Source organism: Streptomyces deccanensis (assembly GCF_022385335.1).
Lineage (GTDB): Bacteria > Actinomycetota > Actinomycetes > Streptomycetales > Streptomycetaceae > Streptomyces > Streptomyces deccanensis.
The window spans coordinates 3,270,379-3,290,250 of record NZ_CP092431.1; the positions used below are offsets into that span (position 1 = coordinate 3,270,379).

Genomic DNA, 19,872 nt, shown 5'->3' on the forward strand with positions numbered 1-19,872 from the left:
GGACCCATGGATTCACGGACCCACGGATCCACGGACTGACGGTCAGCCGACTCCCCGTATCGGATCAGACCGCGAACTCCCGGATCACCACATCCCGGAACACCGCCCGCCCGTCGATCGTGAACAGTGCCAGCCCCGTGTCGGACGGGTCGGGGAAGGCCACGGTCGAGTGCGTGTACCGGCCGTCGTCGACGAACATCTCGACGGACGTGCGGTCGACGAGGACGCGCAGGCGGACCGTGCCGGCGGTCCGGTCGAAGGGCGTACGGCTCTCCTGCCAGCGCCCGGACGCGTCAGGGCCCACGGTGTAACCGCGGTTGACGAACGCGTAGTCGCCGTAGATCCCCACGTCGACGTGCCGCCCACCGTCCGCCGAACGCCGCAACTGCAGCCCGGCGCCCAGCAGTTGGTCCCAGGTGATGTCGCAGGTCAGCTCGTACGCGGTGCCCGTGTAGTCCAGCGGGCGGCTGCCGTCGACCATGATGTCGCCGAGCTCCACCGTGCGCGACACATGGTCGTCCAGGGCCGCCACCGGCCGGGAGGCCAGGTAGTACGTACCCGTCGGCGCGCGCCGCAGCCGTACCTCGCGGACGATCGAGTCGGTGCCGTTGAAGCCGTCGCACTCCATCGTGGGTGTGGTGCCGGCGTAGTCCCAGTGGTTCAACCAGCCGATGGCGTACCGCGCGGCCGGGTCCAGGGCCCCGTTCGCGTCGCGTTTGTCGAAGGTGACCGCCGCGTACCAGTCCCAGCCGTGGTCCAGCCACTGGGGGTCGGGCGCGTCCGCGGTGAAGGTCGTGCCGTCGAAGGAGCCCGTCCAGTAGGCGAACGTGCTCGGCAGCCCGGAGCCCTTGCCGTTGGCGCTGACGCCCAGGACCCACTTCCAGGTCCCGTCCTCCGCCCTGACGCGGAACAGGTCGGGGCACTCCAGAACCCCGATGCCGCCCTTGATGAAACCGCCGACGTAGGTCCAGGACTTGAGGTCCGCCGAATGGTAGAAGCCCACTTTGTCGTTCTCGGCGAGCAGCATCACCCACCGCCCGCGCTCCTCGTCCCGGAGGATCTTGGGGTCGCGGAAGTCCCGTACGCCGGGGTTGGGGAGGACCGGGGCGGTGCCGTGGTTCGTGAAGGTGCGGCCGCCGTCCGTCGAGTAGTACAGGTACTGCGCCTGGGTGAGGTCGTCGGGCGCCATGGTGGCGAGGACGATCACCGCTCCCGCGCCGAACCCGGCCGTGTCGTGCGTGTCGATGACCGCCGAGCCGGACCAGACATCGCCGTTGGGGGTCGTGTCCTTCGGCACGGCGATCCCCCGGTCGGTGAAGGAGACGAGGTCGGTGCTGGTGGCCAGGCGCCAGGCGGTGCCGGCCGTCGTGCCGCCCGTCGAGTAGTCGGGGTTGTAGAGGTAGTAGTAGTGGTACTCGCCGTCGATCCAGATCGGGCGCTGCGGGTCGTTCATCCACTGGTCGGGGACCGTGAAGTGGTACGCGGCGCGGTAGCTGCCCGTGCACGCGGCGGTCGCCTCTCCGGCCGCCGCCACTGCCACCGCCGGTCTCCCGACACCCGGCAGCAGCGCACCGGCGACGCCGACGGCCGAGGCCGCCAGCAGCGACCGCCTGGACGGTGTCCCCCCTGGCCCGAGCGAACTCCTCGACATGCCACGCATGGTGCGGCTCCCTTCCCCGACGTCGTCGTCGGAACACGGCTCCTGTGGCCGGAACCGTATACCTAACTCGTTAAAGGTCAAGCCCTCGCACACCGTCCGTCCGCACAACTTCCCGTCGGACAACATCCCTTGACAGAGACGTGAGGGGGTTCCCATCATCGGGGAACCACCTTCGGCTAACTCGAGTTAGGCTCGCCGATGACCGACTCGCTCCTCTCCCGCCGTGGCCTGATGCGCTACGGCGCGTACGGCGCCGGAGCCGCCGCCGTCGCCGGTGTCGCGGCCGGCTGGGACCGCCTCACCGCCGCCGACATCCCCGGTCGCGACGACGGCTCACTCGTCATCGCCACCCTCGGCTCCGCCTTCAACCCCGAGGCGCAACGCGCCCTCCGCGACGGGTTCCGCGAGGTCCACCCCGACATCAGGATCCGTATCAACCCCGTCCAGGCCTACGACTGGTCGGACTTCTTCTCCAAGATCCTCACGCAGATCGCCGCGGGCACCGCGCCCGACCTCGTGTACGTGGCCACCGAGGGCGTGCAGCTCTTCGCCCGGCGGCTCGGCGTCCCGCTGGACGCGTGGGCGAAGCGGGACGCGGCCGAGCTGCGCACGTACTTCGCCGACGTCCACCCCTCGCTGGTCGAGTCGATGATGTACGAGGGGAGCCTCTACCAGCTGCCTGTCGAGTTCAACGCGGCCGACATGTACCTCAACACCCGGGTCCTGGAACGCGCGGGCGCCGAACTCCCCGACGACGACTGGACCCGCGACGACTTCACGGCCCTGCTGCGCGCGATGAAACGCAGCAACGGCGCCGCATTCACCCCGTACTTCTGGACCAACCGCCTGTGGGGCGGAGTGGTCCCCTGGCTGTTCGCGGGCGGCACCAACCTCCTCGCCGAGTCCAAGGCCCCCGGGGGCGACTGGCTCTGGAACTCCTTCTACCCCGAGGCGGAGCGGCGCGGCCGGGGCGGCGGCTACCGGTGGACGACCCCGCTGGCCGACACCGACCGGGTCGCGGAGGTCTACGACTACCTCGCCTCCCTCGTCCAGGACGACCTGTGCACCCGGCCGGAGGGCGGCGACGGCCGGAACCTCGTCGGTGTGTTCTCCACCGGCCGCGTCGGTGTCACCCCGGCGGGCGGCTTCTGGGCCGGCGGCCTGCACGAGGCGGGCATGAAGCCGACCGACTACGACGTCCGGTACTTCCCGCGCGGGCGCGCACGGCGTCACCAGTTCGGCGCCGCCGGGTACGCGATGCTGCGCACGTCGAGGATGCGGGACGAGGCCTGGGAGTTCATCAAGTACACCGCCCGCGAGGACGTGATGACCCAGCTCTTCGCGGCCAACCAGACCACCCCGGCCCGCCGCTCCATGGTCGACGCGGCCCGCTACCGGAAGACCGGCCCGGCGCACTGGCAGGTCTTCTACGACACCCTCGACAAGATCCCCTCGACCGGCCCGATCCCGGCCCCGCCGCAGGTCAACGAGGTCGAACAACTGCTGATCAAGCACACCGGAACCGCCCTCGCGAGCCCCGGAGCGGTGCGCCCCGCCCTGCGCCGGCTGCAGGGGGACCTGGAGCGGGCCATGGAGCGTGAAGTGTGACGAACACCGAGATCAGGTCCGTACGGCCGGAGCCCGCCGGTCCCCGCAAGACCCGCGGGCCCCGTCAGTCCCGTGAGCCCTCCGAGTCCACGACCTCCACGACCCCCGCCTCCCGCTCCCGGGGCGCCCGCCTGCTCGCCGTCCTCTTCCTCGCGCCCACCGTCGTCGGCATCGTCGTCTTCACGGTCGTCCCCATCGTCGGCTCGATCGCCCTCAGCCTGTTCCAGTGGGACGTGATCGAGGACCCGCGGTGGGCGGGAGCGGCCAACTACCGCGAGATCCTGACCGATTCGACGGTCCTCGTCTCCTTCCGCAACACGCTCGTCTTCATGGTGCTCGCGGTCGCGCTGCAACTGCTGATCGCGCTCGCGCTGGCGATCGCGGTGAACGGCCGGATGCCCATGTGGCTCCGCTCCGTGTTCCGTTCGGCGTTCTTCTTCCCGCTGGTGCTGTCCGCCGCGTCCCTCTCGGTGGTGATGAAGTACCTGTTCAACCAGGACTTCGGCCCCGTCAACTGGCTGCTCGGCACGGTCGGCATCCCCTCGGTCCCCTGGCTGACCTCGGAGAACGGGGCGATGGCGGCCGTGGTCCTGGCGTACGTCTGGCAGCAGTTCGGCTTCTCGTTCCTGCTGTTCGTCGGCGGCCTGAACACCATCCCGAAGGAGGTGCACGAGGCGGCGTCGCTGGACGGCGCGAGCGGTCCGCGCAAACACCTCGCGATCACCCTGCCGCTGCTGTCGCCCACACTGCTGGTGGCGTCCGTGGTCGGCATCATCAACGCCCTCCAGGTCTTCGAGCAGCCGTACGTCCTCACGGCCGGCGGCCCCGGCGACTCCACTCGCACGGTCGTGATGGTCATCTACGAGACGGCCTTCGAGCAGCTCCGCTTCGGCGAGGCGTCCGCCGTGGGCGTCCTGCTCTTCGCCCTGATCATGGCGGTCACCGCACTCCAGTTCCGGCTCAGCCGGCGTTACGTCCACTACCAGTGAGCCGGGTGAGCCCTATGAGTACGACTTCTCTCACGAGCCCCGCCGCGTCACGCGTCCGGCACAGCCTCGCTCCCCTGACCCGGATCGCCGGCCTGACGCTGTGCGCGCTGCTGACGCTCGGCCCGGTCATCTGGACGGTGTCGACGTCGCTGCGCACGCCGGCGGAGTCCTTCGACCTGCCGCCGAGGATCATCCCGGGGGACGCCACCCTCGACGCCTATCGCGGGGTCTTCGACCAGATCGACGTCTGGCTGTACGCGCTGAACTCCACCTTGGTGACCGCGCTGATCGCGGCCGGCCAGATGATCACCGCGGGCCTGGCGGGCTACGCCTTCGCCCGCCTCGAATTCCGCTTCAAGAAGCCGCTGTTCGCGCTGGTCCTGGCCACGATGATGGTGCCGTTGCAGGTCACGATGGTCCCGGTCTTCCTGGAACTCAAGGAGATAGGGCTGACCGACACCCTCCTCGGCCTCATCGTCCCGGCCTTCCCGACGGCCTTCGGCACCTTCCTGATGCGGCAGTACTTCCTCGGCATGCCGAAGGACCTGGGCGAGGCGGCGATGATCGACGGCGCGGGCCCGTGGCGCGTCTTCCGCTCCGTGTACGCGCCCCTCGCGGCCCCCGGCCTCGCCATCGTCGGCGTACTCGCCTTCAACTACCACTGGAACGAATTCTTCCGCCCGCTGATCCTCGAAACCTCCACCGAGAACCTCACCCTGCCGCTGGGCCTGGTCTCCCTCCAGGGCAACCTCGGCACCGGCTCGATCTCCGTCGTCCTCGCCGGAGTCGTCCTGTCCATGCTCCCCGCCGTCGCCGTGTTCGTCGTCGGCCAGCGCCCTCTGCGTGAGGGCATCACCTCCGCAGGAGTCAACCGTTGAGTTCCGCGAGCCGGTCGACCGACGTCCACAGCCCGCGTTTCCGGGTCCGCCCGCCGGCCAACTGGATGAACGACCCGAACGGCCCGCTGCGCTGGGGCGGCCGGTACCACCTCTTCTACCAGCACAACCCCGACGCCCCCGTCCACGCGAACGTCCACTGGGGCCACGCCTCCAGCCCCGACCTCGCCCACTGGGAGGACCACGGGATCGCCCTGCGCCCGGCACCCGGCGGCCCGGACGAGGCGGGCTGCTGGTCCGGCTGCGTGGTCGACGACGACGGCGTACCGACGGCGGTGTACTCCGGGATCGACCACGACCACCGGGGCCTGAGCACGATCTGTCTCGCCGTGGCCGAGGACGACGGCCTCCGGGCGTGGAAGCAACTGCCGCTGCCGGTGGTCGCCGGGCCGCCGACCGGCCTGGACGTGACGATGTTCCGGGACCCGTTCGTCTTCCGCTTCGCCGGACGCCGCTGGGCACTGGTGGGCGCGGGCCACGCCGACGGCACCCCGTCCGTCCTGGTGTACGACTGCGAGGACCTGTACGCGTGGCGGTTCGCCGGGGTCCTGCTGGACGGCCGCGACCCGGTGGCGGCCCGCGTCCTCGGCACCCGGGCGATCGGCTGGGAGTGCCCGCAGCTGTGGGAGACCACCGGGGGCGACTGGGTGCTGGCGGTGGCACTGTGGGACGGCGACCCGCTGAACACGGCTTATCTGACGGGGCGTCTGATTCATTCAACAGACGGTGAGTTGAGGTTTGTGACCGGCAGCGGGGGCGGCCCCCTGGACCACGGCCGTGACTTCTACGCCCCCTCCGTCCTCCAGGACACGGAGTCCGGCCGCGCCCTGCTCTGGGGATGGTCCTGGGAGTCCCGCCCGAGCGAGGAGGTGGACCGCGCGGGCTGGTCCGGGGTCCTCACGGCACCCCGCGTGGTGGACACCCACGAGGACGGCACGCTGAGGGTCGTACCGGCCCCCGAGCTCGAACTCCTCCGCGCCGCCGCCCCGTTCACGCCCGCACCCGGACCGCACCGGCCACTCCCCCACGCCTACGACCTGCTGGTGACCGCCCGCTCGGAGGCGACCGTGACGCTCCTGCGGACCGCCTCCGGAGCCGAACTGACCGTGCGCCTCGACCCGGCGTCCGGCACGGTGACCCTGGACCGCACGGCCTGGCCGCGCTCCCGCCCGGACGGCACGGCGCCCCTGGTCCTGCCGGTCCTGCCGGCCTCGCCGGGCGAGCCCCTCACCGTACGGATCCTCGTGGACGGCTCGCTGCTGGAGGTGTTCGCGGGCGACCGGGCGGCGGCCACGGAACGGGTCTACCGACGGGACGACGACATCGCGGAGCTGGCCGTGTCGGGGACGGACGTCGAGGTCACGGGCTGGGAGCTGGTCCCACCGAACCCCGTGTGACGACCGGGCACTCCAGCCGCCGGGTGGTGACGGGCGGCGCGGCCCCGCTGTCGATGGCGTCCAGGAGCAGACGGACGGCCGTCTCTCCCATGGCGCGGTGCGGCAGGGCGACCGTGGTGAGGGGCGGGCTGAGGAAGGCGGCCATGTGCTCCTGGTCGTCGTAGCCGACGACGGACAGATCCGCGGGCACGTCGAGCCCGAGGCGGGCGGCGGCGTGGAGGACGCCCGCGGCCACCCGGTCGTTGTAACAGACGATGCCCGTGGGCCGCCGGTCGGCGGGCACGCCGTCCAGCAACCGCAGCGCCCCCTCGTACCCGGCGGCGATCTCCCCTCCCGTCCGCACGATCCAGTCCTTCTCGGCGGTCAGCCCCGCCGCCCGCAGCGCGTCCCGGAAGCCGCGCAGCCGCTCGGCGGTCGCCATGTCGTCCAGGCCGCCGACCAGGGCGACCCGGCGGTGGCCCGCGTCGAGGAGGACGCGGGCGGCACTGCGGCCACCGGCCCGCTCGGCGGGGATGACGGCCGGCAGGGAGCCGTCCTCGGGAAGGCAGTTGGCGAACACGGCGAACGTGCGGTGCAGCCCGTCCGGGACCCGGGCGCGGCGCAGCGACAGCGCGGCGTAGATGATGCCGTCGACCCTCCGGTCGAGCAGTTCGGCGACGGCCGCGTCCTCGGTGGCCGGGTCCTGGCCGGAGTCGACGGTGAGCACCAGGTGCTCACTGTTCCACGCGGTGTCCATGGCCCCGCGCAGCAGCCGCCCGGCGAACGGCGAGGTGGCGATCTCGTCCGTGACCAGACCGATCACGGCGGTACGACGGCGGCGCAGGCCCCGGGCGACCGAGTGCGGCCGGTAACCGAGCTGCCTGGCCGCCTTGCGGATCTTCTCCTGCGTCTCGGCGGAGAGGTTGCCCTGCGCGCGCCCGTTGAAGACGAAGGACACGGCCGTGTGCGAGACCCCGGCGAGCCGGGCCACATCCCGCGAGGTCGCCCGCTCGCCCCCGTCACCCCGCGCCTTCTCGACCCCGCCCATGCCTCGTCCCCACCGACCTCGCCCGACCGGGCAAGCCTACCCGCGGACGACATGGGCACCGGGGCGGCGGCACCCGTGCAAATCCGGGTCCGCACGGGAACGCGGCAGCGGACGAGCGGACAGCCTTGCGCGTGGTGGGTCAGCGCGCGGGGGCCAGGAACTGGGTGGCCGCCAGTCGCGCGTACAGCCGGTCCCGGGCCACCAGTTCCTCATGGGTGCCGATGTCCCGGACACGGCCGCCGTCCATGACGACGATCCGGTCGGCGCCCGTCACCGTCGACAGGCGGTGGGCCACCACCAGCACGGTGGTCTCGCGGGCCACGTCCGCGACGACGTCCCGCAGCGCCAGCTCGTTGACGGCGTCGAGCTGCGAGGTCGCCTCGTCCAGCAACAGCAGGCGTGGCCTGCGCAGCAGGGCGCGGGCGATGGCGACGCGCTGCCGCTCACCGCCCGACAGCCGCGAACCGCGGTGGCCGACCGGGGTGTCCAGGCCGTGGGGCAGGCGCTCGACGAGGGAGTCGAGCTTCGTACGGGCCAGGACGTCGCGGACGTCGTCGTCCGTCGCGCCGGGCGCCGCGAAGACGAGGTTCTCGCGGAGCGTTCCGGCGAGCACCGGGGCGTCCTGCTCCACGTACCCGATGGCGGACCGCAGCTCGGGCAGCGACCAGTCCCGTACGTCCTTGCCGTCGACCAGGACACGGCCGCCGGTCGCCTCGTGGAACCGCTCGATGAGCGCGAACACCGTCGACTTGCCCGCACCGGAGGGGCCCACGAAGGCCGTCATCCCGGTGCCCGGAACGTCGAAGCTCACCTGCCGGTGGACGTACGGCCGCCCCGGACCGTAGCGGAAGGACACGTCCTCGAAGCGGACCGACGACGGACCCCGGACCTCGGCCCCCTGCCCGGGCAGAGTGCTCGCCCGACGGTCGGCCGGCTCCGTCTCCAGGCGTTCCACCTGTGTGATCCGGGACAGCGCGGCCGCCCCCTCCTGATAGGAGGTCACGGCGTCGACCAGCGTGGACACCGGCTCGATCAGGTAGAAGAGGTACAGCAGGAAGGCGATCAGGGTGGACACGGGGATCTCCCCGGACGCCACGCGCGCGCCGCCGACCGCGAGCACCGCGAGGAAGGCCAGCTGGACGGCGAGTTCGTCGGCCGAGCCCGCCACGGCCTCCCACTTCGCGCTCCTCACGCCGTGCCGCCACGCCCGCCGCGCCGCCGCCTCCACCCGAGCGGTCTCCCGCTCCTCGGCACCGGACGCCTTCACCGTACGGAACGCCCCGAGGGCCCGCTCCAGCGCGACGGAGACCTCCCCGACCGCCTCCTGCGCCCGCTCGGTGGCCCGCGCGATCCTCGGCATCACCAGCGTGACGGCTCCGCCGACCAGCACGACCACACCGAGCGTCACCCCCAGCAGGACGATGTCCAGGAACCCCATCAGCACGATCGCCGCGACGAAGGCCACCGCGCCGGAGGCCGCGGAGACGACCGCCTGGGTGCTGACCGCCCGCAGCAGTGTCGTGTCGGAGGTGACCCGGGACATCAGATCGCCCGGCGGTATCCGCTCCCACTCCGCGATCCGCAACCGCAACAGCCGCCCCACCAGGGTGCGCCGCGCGGCGAGGACCACCGACTCCGCGGTCCGCTCCAGCACATACGCGCCGAACGCCTCGACCGCCGTGCCCAGCACCACCAGCACGGTGAGCGCGATCAGGATCCCGGCGATGGTTTCGCCGGAGGCGAGCCGGTCCACCAGCACCTTCGTGGCCAACGGCTGCAGCAGGCCCCCGGCGGCCCCGACCAGGGCGCACAGCAGACCGAGGACGACCGCCCACCGGTGCGGCCGTACATACGCGTACAGCGCTCGGACCGTCTCCCGGGCGGACAGGGAGGTCCGGGTCTCGTGGGTCTCATCCGTCGTCGGGGCGGACGGGGTGTTCACGTGTTGCCTTTCTTCTGCGGGCGTGATCGTGCGCGGGCTCGATCGACGAGTCCGGCATGCCGTCAGCCTGCAATCCCGCTCGCCGTGCGCCCATCCGGCAACCTTCGGGTCCACCCCCGCCGAGTGGCTGAAGGAGATCGTCGTCGAGTCGCACCGGTGCGCATCGGTTCGCACCCGTTCGCACCGGACAGGCCGGAACTGGACGCGGAACAGACCCTGCCGGTCGGCGGGTGGGCAACCGCCGGTCGGCGGGGCCGTCACCGACGCCTGCCGGATGGTTCCGCGCCCAGCGGCGCCGCGAGAGTCACCACATGCCACAGACACCGACGACACCGCAGAGCACGTCAGCTCCGCAGGGCACATCGGCCCCGCAGGAGAATCCGCAGCCCCGGGACTCCCCCGAGTCCGCCACGCCGTCCTCGCCCGCCCCCTCGATGGGACGCCTCGTCGGGGTGGACCTGGCCCGCGCGCTGGCGGTGTTCGGCATGTACATCGTGCACATCGGCCCCCCACTGTCCGCCACGACCGGCGTCGCCGGCTGGATCCGTTACCTAGCGGACGGTCACTCCTCGGTCCTGTTCGCCACCCTGGCCGGGTTCTCACTGATGCTGATCGCCGGCCGCCGCGAGCCCAGGACCGGCGTGGCCGGCAGGCAGGCGAAGGCCCGGATCGCGATCCGCGCCGTCGTCCTGCTGGCGCTGGGCACCGCGATGGCCACGGAGTACGGAGGAGTGATCATCCTCGGCTTCTACGGGGTCTACTTCCTCCTCGCCCTGCCTCTGGTACGACTGCGCGCCAGGACCCTCGCGATCATCGCGGCCGCGCTCGCGCTCGTCGCACCGCAGCTGGCGTTCGTCCTGAACTCCCAGCTGTCCGAGCCGATCCGGCAGACCATCAACACCTACGACCCGCTCCACCGGCTCAGCGACGTGGGAGTGCTCGATCTGCTGCTCAGCGGCTTCTACCCGGCGCTCACGTGGATGTCGTTCGTGATAGCGGGCATGGCACTGGGCCGGCTCGACCTGTCCTCCGGCACCGTCCAACGGCGTCTGGCCGCGCTCGGTGCCGCCCTGACTGTGGCCGCGTACGGCATGTCCTTGCTGCTGGCCGGCGGGGACGCGTTGAGGAGCATGGCGGAGGACGGGTCGTCGTCCGGCGGCTCCGGGGCACCGGCCCTCGACAGCGGGTCGGCGTCCCTGGACGGGGGGTCGTTCCCCGACATGCCGGCGTCGTCGCTCCTGACGGCCGGACCGCACAGCGGCACCACGTTCGACATCATCGGCAGCGTCGGAGTGGCGATCCTCGTGATCGTGGGCGCGACGGTGGCGATGGACCACCTGCCGCGCCTGCGCCGCCTGGCCACACCGGTCATCGCCGTGGGCACCATGTCCCTGACCGCCTACGTCGGCCACTTCCTGGCACAGTCCGCGCTGTCCATACCTGCCGGGACCAGCACCCAGCAATCATGGGTGCCGCTGCTCATGTTCATCCTCGGAGCCACCCTGTTCGCCACCGTCTGGTCGCGCTTCTTCCGCCGCGGCCCCCTGGAGCACCTGCTCAACGCCGCCACCAAGCCGGCCAAGCACATCCGATGACACCCGCCCGGGTGGGACGCCTTCCGCGCCCCACCCGGAATCGCGTGCGGGCGGCGCGGCACCGGGGTGGTCATGTCTACGCTGGCGGCGTGACGGTGGTGTGGGTGACGGGCAATTCAGGGACTGGTAAGTCCACGGTCTGCGAGGTGTTGCGAGCGCGTGGCCACGTCGCGCTCGACGCCGACGAGGACGGCTTCAGTCGCTGGATCGACCGGGCTACGGGTGAGGTCGTGACGGATCCTCCGTATCCGGTTCCCGGGGGCTGGCTCGATCGATACGGGTGGGTGATCGTCCGCGAGCGCGTTGAGACCCTCGTCGAAAAGTCTCGTTCCCGCATCGCGTTCTTGTGCGGGTCGGCGGAGAACGAGGCGGATGTCCTCGATCTTTTCGACGTCATCGTGTGCCTGGTGATCAACGATGACATCCTCCGCCACCGGCTCGCGACCCGCACCACGAACCCATTCGGTCGCCATCCCGAAGAGCTCGCAGCGGCCCTGAAGTGGAATCCTCGGATGCGACCGATCTATGAAAGCCGTGGCGCGACGATCATCGACGCGTCCAAGCCGGTGACCGAGGTGGCGGACGGAGTGATCGCCGCGGTTCAGGAGCGGCGAGGCGGTGCGTCCGGGATCGATGGAGGGCGGTGACGTCAGAGGAGATCGCCGCCGGCGTGGCGTCGATCCGGCCGGGATTCGTCGGTCACGGCGGATCAGGGGCGTGCACCGGCCGAAGGCTGCCGCTGCCCTGCGAGCAGGGCTGCGGTTGTCGGGGGATCCGGCAGTTCGGTGAAGGAATACGGAGGCCAGGGGCCCAAAAAGCGGATACGCACGGCGGGTTGACGTGCCTGGAGTTCGCTCAGGACTCCCCCCACGGTGTCGATGTTCTCCTGCCGGGTGAGGAGGGCGGCTGACAACACGTGTGTCTCGTCCGGGGATTGCTGGGTGCGGCCGCGGTCACGCAGGTCCTCCGCGATGGCGAGCAGTCTGCCGCGGACTTCCGCGTGCACCTCGTCGGCCAGCCGCTCGGCCGTCTGCCTGGCGGTCTGTTCCTCCTGTTTGGCGAGGAGACGGCGCATTCCCGCCGAGCGGTGCGTCGAGGCTCCCTCTGTGTGCGGGGCCGGTGTGGCGCCGAGGGCTCTGCGGTCCAGGGCTATCTCCACGCGCAGTTCGCACCGGTCAGCCAGTGTGCGTAGTTGTTCGTCGATCTCGGCTGCCCGTTCGGCGATCCATTCCGTCAGTCGCTCCGCCGCCTTCCGTCCGCCTGCGGACCCGCCCTCCGGGGACGGCTCATCGGCGACCAGGACATTGAAGGTCATGGGCAGGACACTGCCGGTTCGTTCCCACACGGTGGTGACGACCTCGCTCTGCTGCCCCACCCAGCGGCGGACCTGGTCGTCACCGCCCTGGTACGGGCTGGCGGGGGCGTCGTGCACCAACGCCGCGATGCCCGTGCCCGGGGCGTGTACGAGCCGTGTGGGACACCCGTCGAGACCGGTGACCTCACAGGTGGTCGCCGTCTCCGAACGGAGCAAGGCGTACACGTACAGGGCGTGTTCCCCGGTCATGCCTCGGCCTCCTCGGCCCAGCGCCGAGGGTTGACCAGTTTGTCGACCACGTCGTCGACCACCTCGTCCAGTCCCCGGTGCAGGTCCGCGACGGAGGAAGTGATGCCGTGGTCGTCCTTGATCTGGTCCATCGCCTCATCCAGTTCCAGCAGGGCGTCGGCCAGGCGCTCGCTCTCCTCCAACGTCAGGTCGCCTCCGTTGATACGGCGCAGAGCCTGGCGTTCGAGCGCCTCCTGGATGACCTCCACCAGCGTGACCACCAGAGACAACACGCCGTGCTTGAGGCTTTTCTCGTCGACGGTCAGGGGCATGACTGCCCGCCTTTCTGTGTCGCGGTTCGCCGTAGGGTCATGCGGCCGGTGGCAGGGACCCCGCCGTGGTCAGCGCCTGCGCCCAAGGCACCGAGTCGCCCGCGGCCAGCAGCACTTCGCCCCGCCCGGTGGCACGGAGGACGAGCACCTCGCCGTCCCCGGCGGGGCTGGTCCCGTTCGCCGCACGGCGCACATCGGCGATCTCGGCGGTGGGTACGACCAGGGCGGGTCGGGAATCCATGGGTGACTTCCACGTCAGTGCCTCACCGGTGAGCCGCCCCTGCCCACAGCGCCACAACGGGCCGCTGCGGCGCGGTTCGTGGAACCACAGCCGCCCCTCCGCCAGCGGCCGCTCCTCGACGGCCGACGACGTGTGCCAGAACGCGTCGTCCAGTCGGCCCGCGCACGCGTCGGTGAGACGGTCGTGCAGCCGCTCGGGGTCCTGGGCCGACAGCAGTTCCTCCGTCCCGTCGGCCAGCGCCACCCGTACCCGCAGGCGTTCCTCGCCGCCCACCGTGGCCTCCGGGGCGAGGCGGACACCCCGGACCACGCCGAGCTCGCTCTCCCACAGGACTTCCCGAGGTTCGTCCCGCACCACGGCCAGACGCCGGTCGGTCAACCAGACGGTGCCGGGCCGCCACGTGCGGCTCGGTCCCTCGGTCAGCAGGTGTCCGCCGCTCATGCGGCTGATGACTCTTTCGCCGTCCCGCAGGTCGATGGAGCGGCGTGCGGTGGACCGTTCGGCCCAAGCCCGGGTCGCCTCGTCCCAGTTCCGCATCATGCCGTACTCGAGCATCGTCTCCATACCGGCGACGGCCGCCCGAAGACTGACCCCGATCAGCGGGACGTCCGACACGGCGACGATGAGGTCCAGGTGCAGGACCGCGCCCTTGTTCAGCAGGACCTCCACCAGGTCGTCCAGTGTCACCCGGGGGTCACGCGTGGGACGCAGGGGCGATGCCTCAGCCGTCACGCCGGGCCGCCTCGTCCAAGGCCCCAGCCTCCACGCTCGCGCGGTCGCCGTCAGTGGTGGAGCCGTCGAGAGGGACGGGCCCCGTAACGGCCTGCTGCGTCAGCCGGGCGTGGGCACTGCGCCAACCGCACCAGGGACAGTACTCCTGCAGCAGTTGCTCGACGGGAGCACGCTTGTCGCACTGGGGGCATGTCTCCTTCGCCACCCGCGCCTGCCGCCAGGCGGCCGTCTCCGTGTCCGTACCGGAGGGGAACTCCAGCCCGTAGTGAGCGGCTGTCTCGAAGGAGGCCAGGGCGGCGCGCAGTCGGATGCCGAGCAGTTCCACCCCCGCCACCGAGACCATGATGTCGGCGTTGAGGACCAGTCCTTTGTCCAGCAGGGTCTCCACGACATGAGCCAGACCCCCGTCGCCGTCCCGCCTGGGCTGCAGCGGCACGGCTCCCCCGCCTCGCGTTCCGGCCATCGCCCCGTCGCGGCGTGTGCTCGCGGGCGGAAAGGCGGCCCGGTTGCGCACGTTGTCGTCCGGATAGCTGCTCATGCCTGTGCAAGTATCCGCCCTGACGCGACTTACACACCCGACACGGCGGAGGTCGGCCGTCCTGGCGGGGGTACGCGGCGGCCTGCGTGCCGTACCGACACCGGGCAGCCCGACCATCACCCCTGAGTCTCGCCCGGTATGGCGGCCGACGCACGGACGCGGACGGCCCTCGACGGGGGTCGGGGTCTCACCGTCGAGGGCCGCACGTTCACCGGCCCGGCCTCACACGCTGAGCGCGGCGCGTACGGTCTGTTCGGCGCCCGTGCCGCCCTCGCCCGAGGACGTCACACGGCCCGCCTCCAGGACGTAGTACTGCTGCGCGGCTCTCATGGCGAAGCCGACGTGCTGCTCCACGAGGAGGACCGAAAGGCCACCGCGCCGGGTGAGGGCGAGGATCGTCTCCTCGATCTCGGCGACGACGGAAGGCTGGATGCCCTCGGTCGGCTCGTCGAGCAGCAGCAGCCTCGGCCGGGTGATCAGGGCGCGGGCGATGGCGAGTTGCTGCCGTTGCCCGCCGGAGAGCAGGCCGGCGCGGCGGCCGGACAGGTCGCGCAGAACGGGGAAGAGGTCCAGGGCCTCGGCGGTCGCCTCCTTGCCGTCGGGGCGTCCGTCGGCGACGAGTTGGAGGTTCTCGGCGGTGGTCAGATGCGGGAAGGACTGCTGGCCCTGCGGGACGTACGCCATGCCGCGGGCCACGCGCTGGTGCGGGGCGAGGCGCGTGATGTCCTCGCTGTCCAGCAGAACGGCGCCGCCTTTCGGCTTGAGCAGGCCCATGGCGACACGCAGGAGGGTGCTCTTCCCGGCGCCGTTGTGGCCCAGCACGGTGGCGACCGCGTCCTTCGGCACCGAGACCGTCACACCGTGCAGCACGGTGGTGCGGTCGTAGCCGGCCTGTACGGAACTGATCTCCAGCATGGGTCTCAGGCCTCCTCGGTGACGGCGACGGGTGTGGTGGGCGTCGCTCCGGATTCGGGTTCGGAGGCGCGCCCGAGGTAGACCTCCTGGACCTTGGCGTCGGCCTGGACCTCGGCGACCGTGCCCTCGCTGAGCACCTTGCCGGCGTGCAGGACGCTGACGCTGCGGGCGAAGGAGCGCATGAAGTCCATGTCGTGCTCGATGACGACGACCGTGTGGTCCTCGCTCACCCGCTGCAACAGCTCGCCGGTCGCCTCCCGTTCCTCGTGGCTCATACCGGCCACCGGTTCGTCGAGCAGGAGCAGCTTCACGTCCTGGACGAGCAGCATGCCGATCTCCAGCCACTGCTTCTGCCCGTGGGCGAGCACGCCCGCGGGGCGGTCGCGCAGCTCGGTCAGGCCCGTCGTCTCCAACGCTTTCGCGACCGGTTCGGGGATGTCCTTGCGGCGGCGCAGCATCGTCCACACGCCCCGCCCGGCGCCCGCCGCGATGTCGAGGTTCTGCAGCACGGTCAGTTCCTCGAAGATGCTGGCCGTCTGGAACGTACGGCCGATGCCCAGCCGTGCGATCTTCTGCACGGGCTTGCCCAGCAGGTCCTGGTCGCCGAAGCGGACCGAGCCGGTCGCCTTCACCAGGCCGGTGATCGCGTCGACCAGCGTGGTCTTGCCCGCGCCGTTCGGGCCGATGAGGAAGCGCAGGTCACCGGGGCGGATGTCCAGGTCGACGCCGTCGACGGCGGTGAACCCGTCGAACGTCACCCGTAGGTCGCGGACGGTCAGTCCGTCGCCGCTCATGCTGTCTCCCCAGAGGTACGGGATCGGGTGCCGCCGCCGGTGCGGCGCTTGCGCAGGACGGCGCCCAGGGAGGCCAGGCCGCCGGGCAGGAAGCCGACCGCCAGCACGAACAGCAGTCCCTGGAGGTAGGTCCACGCGGCGGGGAACTCGTCGGACAGCGTGCTCTGCGCCCAGGCCACGGCGACCGCGCCGAGCACCGCTCCCACCAGGGAGGCCCGTCCGCCGACCGCCGCGCCGATGACGAAGCCGATGGAGGGCACGATGCCGATCAGCGCCGGGGAGATGATCCCGACGGCCGGGACGAAGAGGGCTCCCGCGAGGCCCGCCATGCCTGCGGCGACGACGTACGCGACGAGCTTGATGTTCGCCGGGTTGTAGCCGAGGAAACGCACCCGCTCCTCGGAGTCCCGTACGGCGACGAGGAGTTCGCCGTAGCGGCTGACGAACAGCTGGCGGGCGAGGGCCATCAGCAGGAGCAGCACGGCGGCGATGATGAAGTACACCATCCGCTGGTTGACCGGGTCGTCCAGCGAGTAGCCGAAGAAGCCCTGGATGTCGGTGAGGCCGTTGGTGCCGCCCGTGGTCGCCTGCTGGCCGACCAGCCAGATGGAGAGGGCGGCGGCGAGGGCCTGGCTGAGGATCGCGAAGTAGGCGCCCTTCACCCTGCGTCGGAAGACGAGGAAGCCGAGCAGCGCGGCGACCGCCATGGGCAGCAGCACGGTCATGGCGAGCGCGAAGCCGGGGTCGGCGAAGGGCTTCCACCACCAGGGCAGCGCGTCGCCGGTGCCGTACAGCTGCATGAAGTCCGGCAGCGTCTCGCCGGTGGCGGCGGCGTCGGTGAGCTTGAGGTGCATGGCCATGGCGTAGCCGCCGAGGCCGAAGAAGACGCCCTGGCCGAGGACCATGAGGCCGCCGCGGCCCCAGGCCAGGCTGACACCGACGGCCACGATCGCGTAGCACAGGTACTTCGCGAGGAGGGAGAGGCGGAAGTCGGAGAGGGCGAGCGGGGCGACGCCGAGCAGGAGTACGGCTCCGAGGGCGAAGCCTGCGGGCACGCGGAAGCGGTTCAGCAGGGGCGTGGAGGGCGGGGTCACGGTGGCGGGGGGCGTGGTCGTGGTCGTCATGCCAGGCTCCGGGTGCGCAGTGTGTACAGGCCCTGGGGTCGCCACTGGAGGAAGGCGACGATCGCCACCAGCACCACGACCTTGGCGACGCTGACGGTGGTCGAGTACTCGAGGACGGACTGCAGCACGCCCAGCGCGAACGCCGTGATGACGGCGCCCTTCAGCTGTCCGATGCCGCCGACGACCACGACCAGGAAGGCGTCGACGATGTAGTTGGTGCCCATCGTCGGGCCGATCGGCCCGACCAGGGTGAGCGCGACGCCGGCCACGCCGGCCAGGCCGGAGCCGATGAAGAAGGTGATCCGGTCGACCTGTCCGGTGGCGATGCCGGAGACCTCGGCGAGGTCGCGGTTCTGCACGACGGCCCGGATGCGGCGGCCGAGCGGGGTGAACCGCAGGACCAGGGTCAGGCCGAGGACACAGAGAAGCGCCAGTCCCAGGATGAACAGGCGGTTGTTGGCGAAGGTGACCGGGCCCGCCGAGATGTTGCCGGTGAGGAGGTCGGGCGCGGCCGTCTGCACGTTGGGGGCACCGAAGACGTCCCGGGCCAGCTGCTGGAGCATCAGCGAGACGCCCCAGGTGACCAGCAGGGTGTCCAGCGGGCGCGTGTAGAGCCGCCGGATGAGCAGCCATTCCAGCAGCGCGCCCATGGCTCCCGCGACCAGGAACGCGAGCGGCAGGGCGACGAGGAGGGAGACCCCGGCGCTGCTGATGGACTTCTGCAGGACGTACGTCGTGTAGGCGCCGGCCATGATGAACTCTCCGTGCGCCATGTTGATCACGCCCATCTGACCGAACGTCAGGGTCAGGCCGAGCGCGATGAGAAGCAGGACGGCACCGATGCTGATGCCGGTGAAGGACTGGTTGAGGACGACCGTCATGAAAGCGGCTCCGGGTCGGGTACGGACGTGCGGGCTGGCGACGTGCCGGCTCGCCATGGGCGTGACCCGGCCCCGTCACGGAGCCGGGTCGATCCCATGGGGCGGGGCGTGGCTCAGGACAGGCCGGAGGCCCAGGAGTAGCCCTTGAGGTACGGGTCCGGCTTGATCGGCTTGCCCGAGTTCCAGACCTCCTCGATCAGGCCGTCGGAGCCGACCTTGCCGATGCGGGCCGTCTTGTAGACGTGCTGGGTGGCGCCGTCGACGGTGACCTTGCCCTCGGGGGCGTCGAAGACGATGCCGTCGGAGGCGGCCTTCACCTTGGCGACGTCGAAGGAGCCGGCCTTCTCGACCATCGCCTTCCAGAGGTAGACGGAGATGTAGGCGGCCTCCATCGGGTCGGAGGTCGGCTTGTCCTTTCCGTAGGCCGCCTGGTAGGCCGCGACGAACTTCTCGTTCGCGGCGCCAGGTGTGGTCTGGTAGTAGTTCCAGGCCGTCAACTGGCCGTCCAGGTACTGCGTTCCGATGCTCTTGACCTCCTCCTCGGCGATCGAGACGGAGAGCACCGGCAGGCTCTTGGCCGTGAGGCCCGCGGACTTGTACTCCTTGAAGAAGGCCACGTTGCTGTCACCGTTGAGGGTGTTGAACACCGCGTCGGCTCCGGAGCCCTTGACCTTGTTGACGATGGTGCTGAACTCCGTGGAGCCGAGCGGCGCGTAGTCCTCGCCGACCACCGTCAGACCCTTGGCCTTCGCGTACGCCTTGATGATCTTGTTGGCGGTGCGCGGGAAGACGTAGTCGCTGCCGACCAGGTACAGCTTGGTCAGACCCTGCTTCTTCAGGTAGTCGAGGGCGGGCACGATCTGCTGGTTGGTGGTGGCGCCGATGTAGAAGATGTACGGCGACTCCTCCAGGCCCTCGTATTGCACGGGGTAGAAGAGCAGCGACTTGTACCGCTCGAAGACCGGCTTGACGGCCTTGCGGCTGGCCGAGGTCCAGCAGCCGAAGGTGGCCGCGACCTTGTCGTCGGTGATGAGTGCCTCGGCCTTCTCGGCGAACGTCGGCCAGTCGGAGGCGCCGTCCTGGCTGATGGGCTTGAGCTTCTTGCCCAGGACACCGCCGGAGGCGTTGATCTCCTTGATGGCGAGCAGCAGCGAGTTGTGGACCGTGACCTCGCTGATGGCCATCGTGCCCGACAGTGAGTTGAGCAGACCGACCTTGACCGTGCTGCCGGACGTGTCCGCCGTGGCGCCGGATCCCGACGACGTCTCGGTGCCGGTCTTGGCGCCACAGGCGCTGAGGGCGGCGGACGCGCCGGCGGCCGATATGCCGGCCAGAAGACCGCGTCTGCTGATGCTGAGCCCGGACATGCACAACCTCCTTGCCCCGAAGGGCGAAGCGAAAGAGCGGAGTGGCTCGAAAGAGCCGTGGGAGGGAAGGGGAGGGACACGCTTCAGAAGCGGCGGCGTTGACGCACGGGTTCCCCAGCCGTTCCGGGGTGGCGTCCGGGCTGGTCGCTGAAGTGCGACCACAGCCTGCGAGGAAACTGTTTCCGGTGCGTTGCACGGCAATTGAAGAATGGTTTCCAGTGGAAGCAACATTGCGGGCAAAACAAAAAGGCCCCCGCTGGCGACGCGCGTTTGACGGCATCCCTGCGACGG

General features: G+C 70.7%; 18 protein-coding genes. 6 read left to right on the forward strand and 12 right to left on the reverse strand.

Annotation, left to right across the window (positions count from 1 at the left end):
* Positions 1-64 precede the first annotated feature (64 nt).
* Complete coding sequence (locus tag L3078_RS14605; protein WP_239754050.1) at positions 65-1,651, reverse strand: glycoside hydrolase family 32 protein; 1,587 nt, start codon at positions 1,649-1,651, stop codon at positions 65-67.
* A 207-nt stretch (positions 1,652-1,858) separates the two neighbouring features.
* Between L3078_RS14605 and L3078_RS14610 the strand changes: the two genes are divergently transcribed.
* The 4 genes from L3078_RS14610 to L3078_RS14625 are packed head-to-tail and all read left to right on the forward strand — an operon-like array spanning position 1,859 to position 6,550.
* Positions 1,859-3,268 carry an ABC transporter substrate-binding protein gene (locus L3078_RS14610; protein ID WP_239754051.1) on the forward strand — a complete coding sequence of 470 codons (1,410 nt, stop codon included), beginning with the start codon at positions 1,859-1,861 and terminating at the stop codon, positions 3,266-3,268.
* Complete coding sequence (locus tag L3078_RS14615; protein WP_239754052.1) at positions 3,265-4,257, forward strand: carbohydrate ABC transporter permease; 993 nt, start codon at positions 3,265-3,267, stop codon at positions 4,255-4,257. Before L3078_RS14610 ends, L3078_RS14615 begins: the two co-directional genes overlap by 4 nt.
* A 14-nt stretch (positions 4,258-4,271) precedes the next feature.
* Positions 4,272-5,135 (forward strand): carbohydrate ABC transporter permease, encoded by an 864-nt coding sequence (locus tag L3078_RS14620; RefSeq protein ID WP_239754053.1) that lies wholly within the window; start codon positions 4,272-4,274, stop codon positions 5,133-5,135.
* Positions 5,132-6,550, forward strand: coding sequence for a glycoside hydrolase family 32 protein (locus tag L3078_RS14625; protein WP_239754054.1), 1,419 nt, complete (start codon positions 5,132-5,134; stop codon positions 6,548-6,550). The genes L3078_RS14620 and L3078_RS14625 overlap by 4 nt, the downstream gene beginning before the upstream one ends.
* Here L3078_RS14625 and L3078_RS14630 read toward each other — a convergent pair.
* Both L3078_RS14630 and L3078_RS14635 read right to left on the reverse strand, forming a co-directional pair.
* Positions 6,513-7,577, reverse strand: a complete 1,065-nt coding sequence (locus tag L3078_RS14630) for a LacI family DNA-binding transcriptional regulator (RefSeq protein ID WP_239754055.1) — start codon at positions 7,575-7,577, stop codon at positions 6,513-6,515. The two genes, L3078_RS14625 and L3078_RS14630, sit on opposite strands and share 38 nt — an antisense overlap.
* Before the next feature lie 139 nt (positions 7,578-7,716).
* Positions 7,717-9,519: an ABC transporter ATP-binding protein gene (locus L3078_RS14635; RefSeq protein ID WP_239754056.1), complete on the reverse strand. Its 1,803-nt coding sequence runs from the start codon at positions 9,517-9,519 to the stop codon at positions 7,717-7,719.
* Positions 9,520-9,953: 434 nt separating this feature from the next.
* Here L3078_RS14635 and L3078_RS14640 point away from each other — a divergent pair, with 434 nt between their 5' ends.
* Together L3078_RS14640 and L3078_RS14645 are read left to right on the forward strand one after the other, a co-directional pair.
* Entirely contained in the window at positions 9,954-11,114 is a 1,161-nt protein-coding gene (locus L3078_RS14640; protein WP_239760320.1) for a DUF418 domain-containing protein, read from the forward strand.
* An 89-nt stretch (positions 11,115-11,203) separates the two neighbouring features.
* Positions 11,204-11,761 carry a P-loop NTPase family protein gene (locus tag L3078_RS14645; RefSeq protein ID WP_239754057.1) on the forward strand — a complete coding sequence of 186 codons (558 nt, stop codon included), beginning with the start codon at positions 11,204-11,206 and terminating at the stop codon, positions 11,759-11,761.
* 62 nt (positions 11,762-11,823) lie between these two features.
* On the opposite strand, the gene L3078_RS14650 is transcribed toward L3078_RS14645, so the two are convergent.
* From L3078_RS14650 to urtA, 9 genes are all read right to left on the reverse strand, one after another.
* The gene (locus L3078_RS14650) at positions 11,824-12,678 is read right to left on the reverse strand and encodes a GvpL/GvpF family gas vesicle protein (protein ID WP_239754058.1); all 855 of its coding nucleotides are present in this window, start codon (positions 12,676-12,678) and stop codon (positions 11,824-11,826) included.
* Entirely contained in the window at positions 12,675-12,989 is a 315-nt protein-coding gene (locus tag L3078_RS14655) for a gas vesicle protein K (protein WP_239754059.1), read from the reverse strand. Before L3078_RS14655 ends, L3078_RS14650 begins: the two co-directional genes overlap by 4 nt.
* A 37-nt stretch (positions 12,990-13,026) precedes the next feature.
* A complete protein-coding gene (locus L3078_RS14660) occupies positions 13,027-13,962 on the reverse strand; it encodes a gas vesicle protein (RefSeq protein ID WP_239754060.1) in 936 nt (311 codons plus the stop codon).
* A complete protein-coding gene (locus L3078_RS44565) occupies positions 13,952-14,500 on the reverse strand; it encodes a gas vesicle protein (RefSeq protein ID WP_275593141.1) in 549 nt (182 codons plus the stop codon). Before L3078_RS44565 ends, L3078_RS14660 begins: the two co-directional genes overlap by 11 nt.
* Positions 14,501-14,722: 222 nt before the next feature.
* Positions 14,723-15,415: an urea ABC transporter ATP-binding subunit UrtE gene (gene urtE, locus L3078_RS14670; protein ID WP_239754061.1), complete on the reverse strand. Its 693-nt coding sequence runs from the start codon at positions 15,413-15,415 to the stop codon at positions 14,723-14,725.
* 5 nt (positions 15,416-15,420) lie between these two features.
* The gene (gene urtD, locus L3078_RS14675; RefSeq protein WP_239754062.1) at positions 15,421-16,209 is read right to left on the reverse strand and encodes an urea ABC transporter ATP-binding protein UrtD; all 789 of its coding nucleotides are present in this window, start codon (positions 16,207-16,209) and stop codon (positions 15,421-15,423) included.
* The gene (gene urtC, locus L3078_RS14680; protein ID WP_239754063.1) at positions 16,206-17,333 is read right to left on the reverse strand and encodes an urea ABC transporter permease subunit UrtC; all 1,128 of its coding nucleotides are present in this window, start codon (positions 17,331-17,333) and stop codon (positions 16,206-16,208) included. The genes urtD and urtC overlap by 4 nt, the downstream gene beginning before the upstream one ends.
* Positions 17,330-18,214: an urea ABC transporter permease subunit UrtB gene (urtB, locus tag L3078_RS14685; RefSeq protein WP_239754064.1), complete on the reverse strand. Its 885-nt coding sequence runs from the start codon at positions 18,212-18,214 to the stop codon at positions 17,330-17,332. The genes urtC and urtB overlap by 4 nt, the downstream gene beginning before the upstream one ends.
* A 113-nt stretch (positions 18,215-18,327) precedes the next feature.
* On the reverse strand, positions 18,328-19,581 hold the full coding sequence (gene urtA, locus L3078_RS14690; RefSeq protein ID WP_239754066.1) for an urea ABC transporter substrate-binding protein: 1,254 nt from the start codon (positions 19,579-19,581) through the stop codon (positions 18,328-18,330).
* Positions 19,582-19,872: the final 291 nt, after the last annotated feature.

Bases quoted from the DNA above. Each gene is read 5' to 3' on its own strand.
- urtB (WP_239754064.1), bottom strand. From the start codon at position 18,214: ATGACGGTCGTCCTCAACCAGTCCTTCACCGGCATCAGCATCGGTGCC.
- L3078_RS14610 (WP_239754051.1), top strand. From the start codon at position 1,859: ATGACCGACTCGCTCCTCTCCCGCCGTGGCCTGATGCGCTACGGCGCG.
- L3078_RS14655 (WP_239754059.1), bottom strand. From the start codon at position 12,989: ATGCCCCTGACCGTCGACGAGAAAAGCCTCAAGCACGGCGTGTTGTCT.
- L3078_RS14605 (WP_239754050.1), bottom strand. From the start codon at position 1,651: ATGTCGAGGAGTTCGCTCGGGCCAGGGGGGACACCGTCCAGGCGGTCG.
- urtD (WP_239754062.1), bottom strand. From the start codon at position 16,209: ATGAGCGGCGACGGACTGACCGTCCGCGACCTACGGGTGACGTTCGAC.
- L3078_RS44565 (WP_275593141.1), bottom strand. From the start codon at position 14,500: ATGAGCAGCTATCCGGACGACAACGTGCGCAACCGGGCCGCCTTTCCG.
- L3078_RS14650 (WP_239754058.1), bottom strand. From the start codon at position 12,678: ATGACCGGGGAACACGCCCTGTACGTGTACGCCTTGCTCCGTTCGGAG.
- L3078_RS14640 (WP_239760320.1), top strand. From the start codon at position 9,954: ATGGGACGCCTCGTCGGGGTGGACCTGGCCCGCGCGCTGGCGGTGTTC.
- L3078_RS14620 (WP_239754053.1), top strand. From the start codon at position 4,272: ATGAGTACGACTTCTCTCACGAGCCCCGCCGCGTCACGCGTCCGGCAC.
- urtE (WP_239754061.1), bottom strand. From the start codon at position 15,415: ATGCTGGAGATCAGTTCCGTACAGGCCGGCTACGACCGCACCACCGTG.
- urtA (WP_239754066.1), bottom strand. From the start codon at position 19,581: ATGTCCGGGCTCAGCATCAGCAGACGCGGTCTTCTGGCCGGCATATCG.
- L3078_RS14630 (WP_239754055.1), bottom strand. From the start codon at position 7,577: ATGGGCGGGGTCGAGAAGGCGCGGGGTGACGGGGGCGAGCGGGCGACC.
- urtC (WP_239754063.1), bottom strand. From the start codon at position 17,333: ATGACGACCACGACCACGCCCCCCGCCACCGTGACCCCGCCCTCCACG.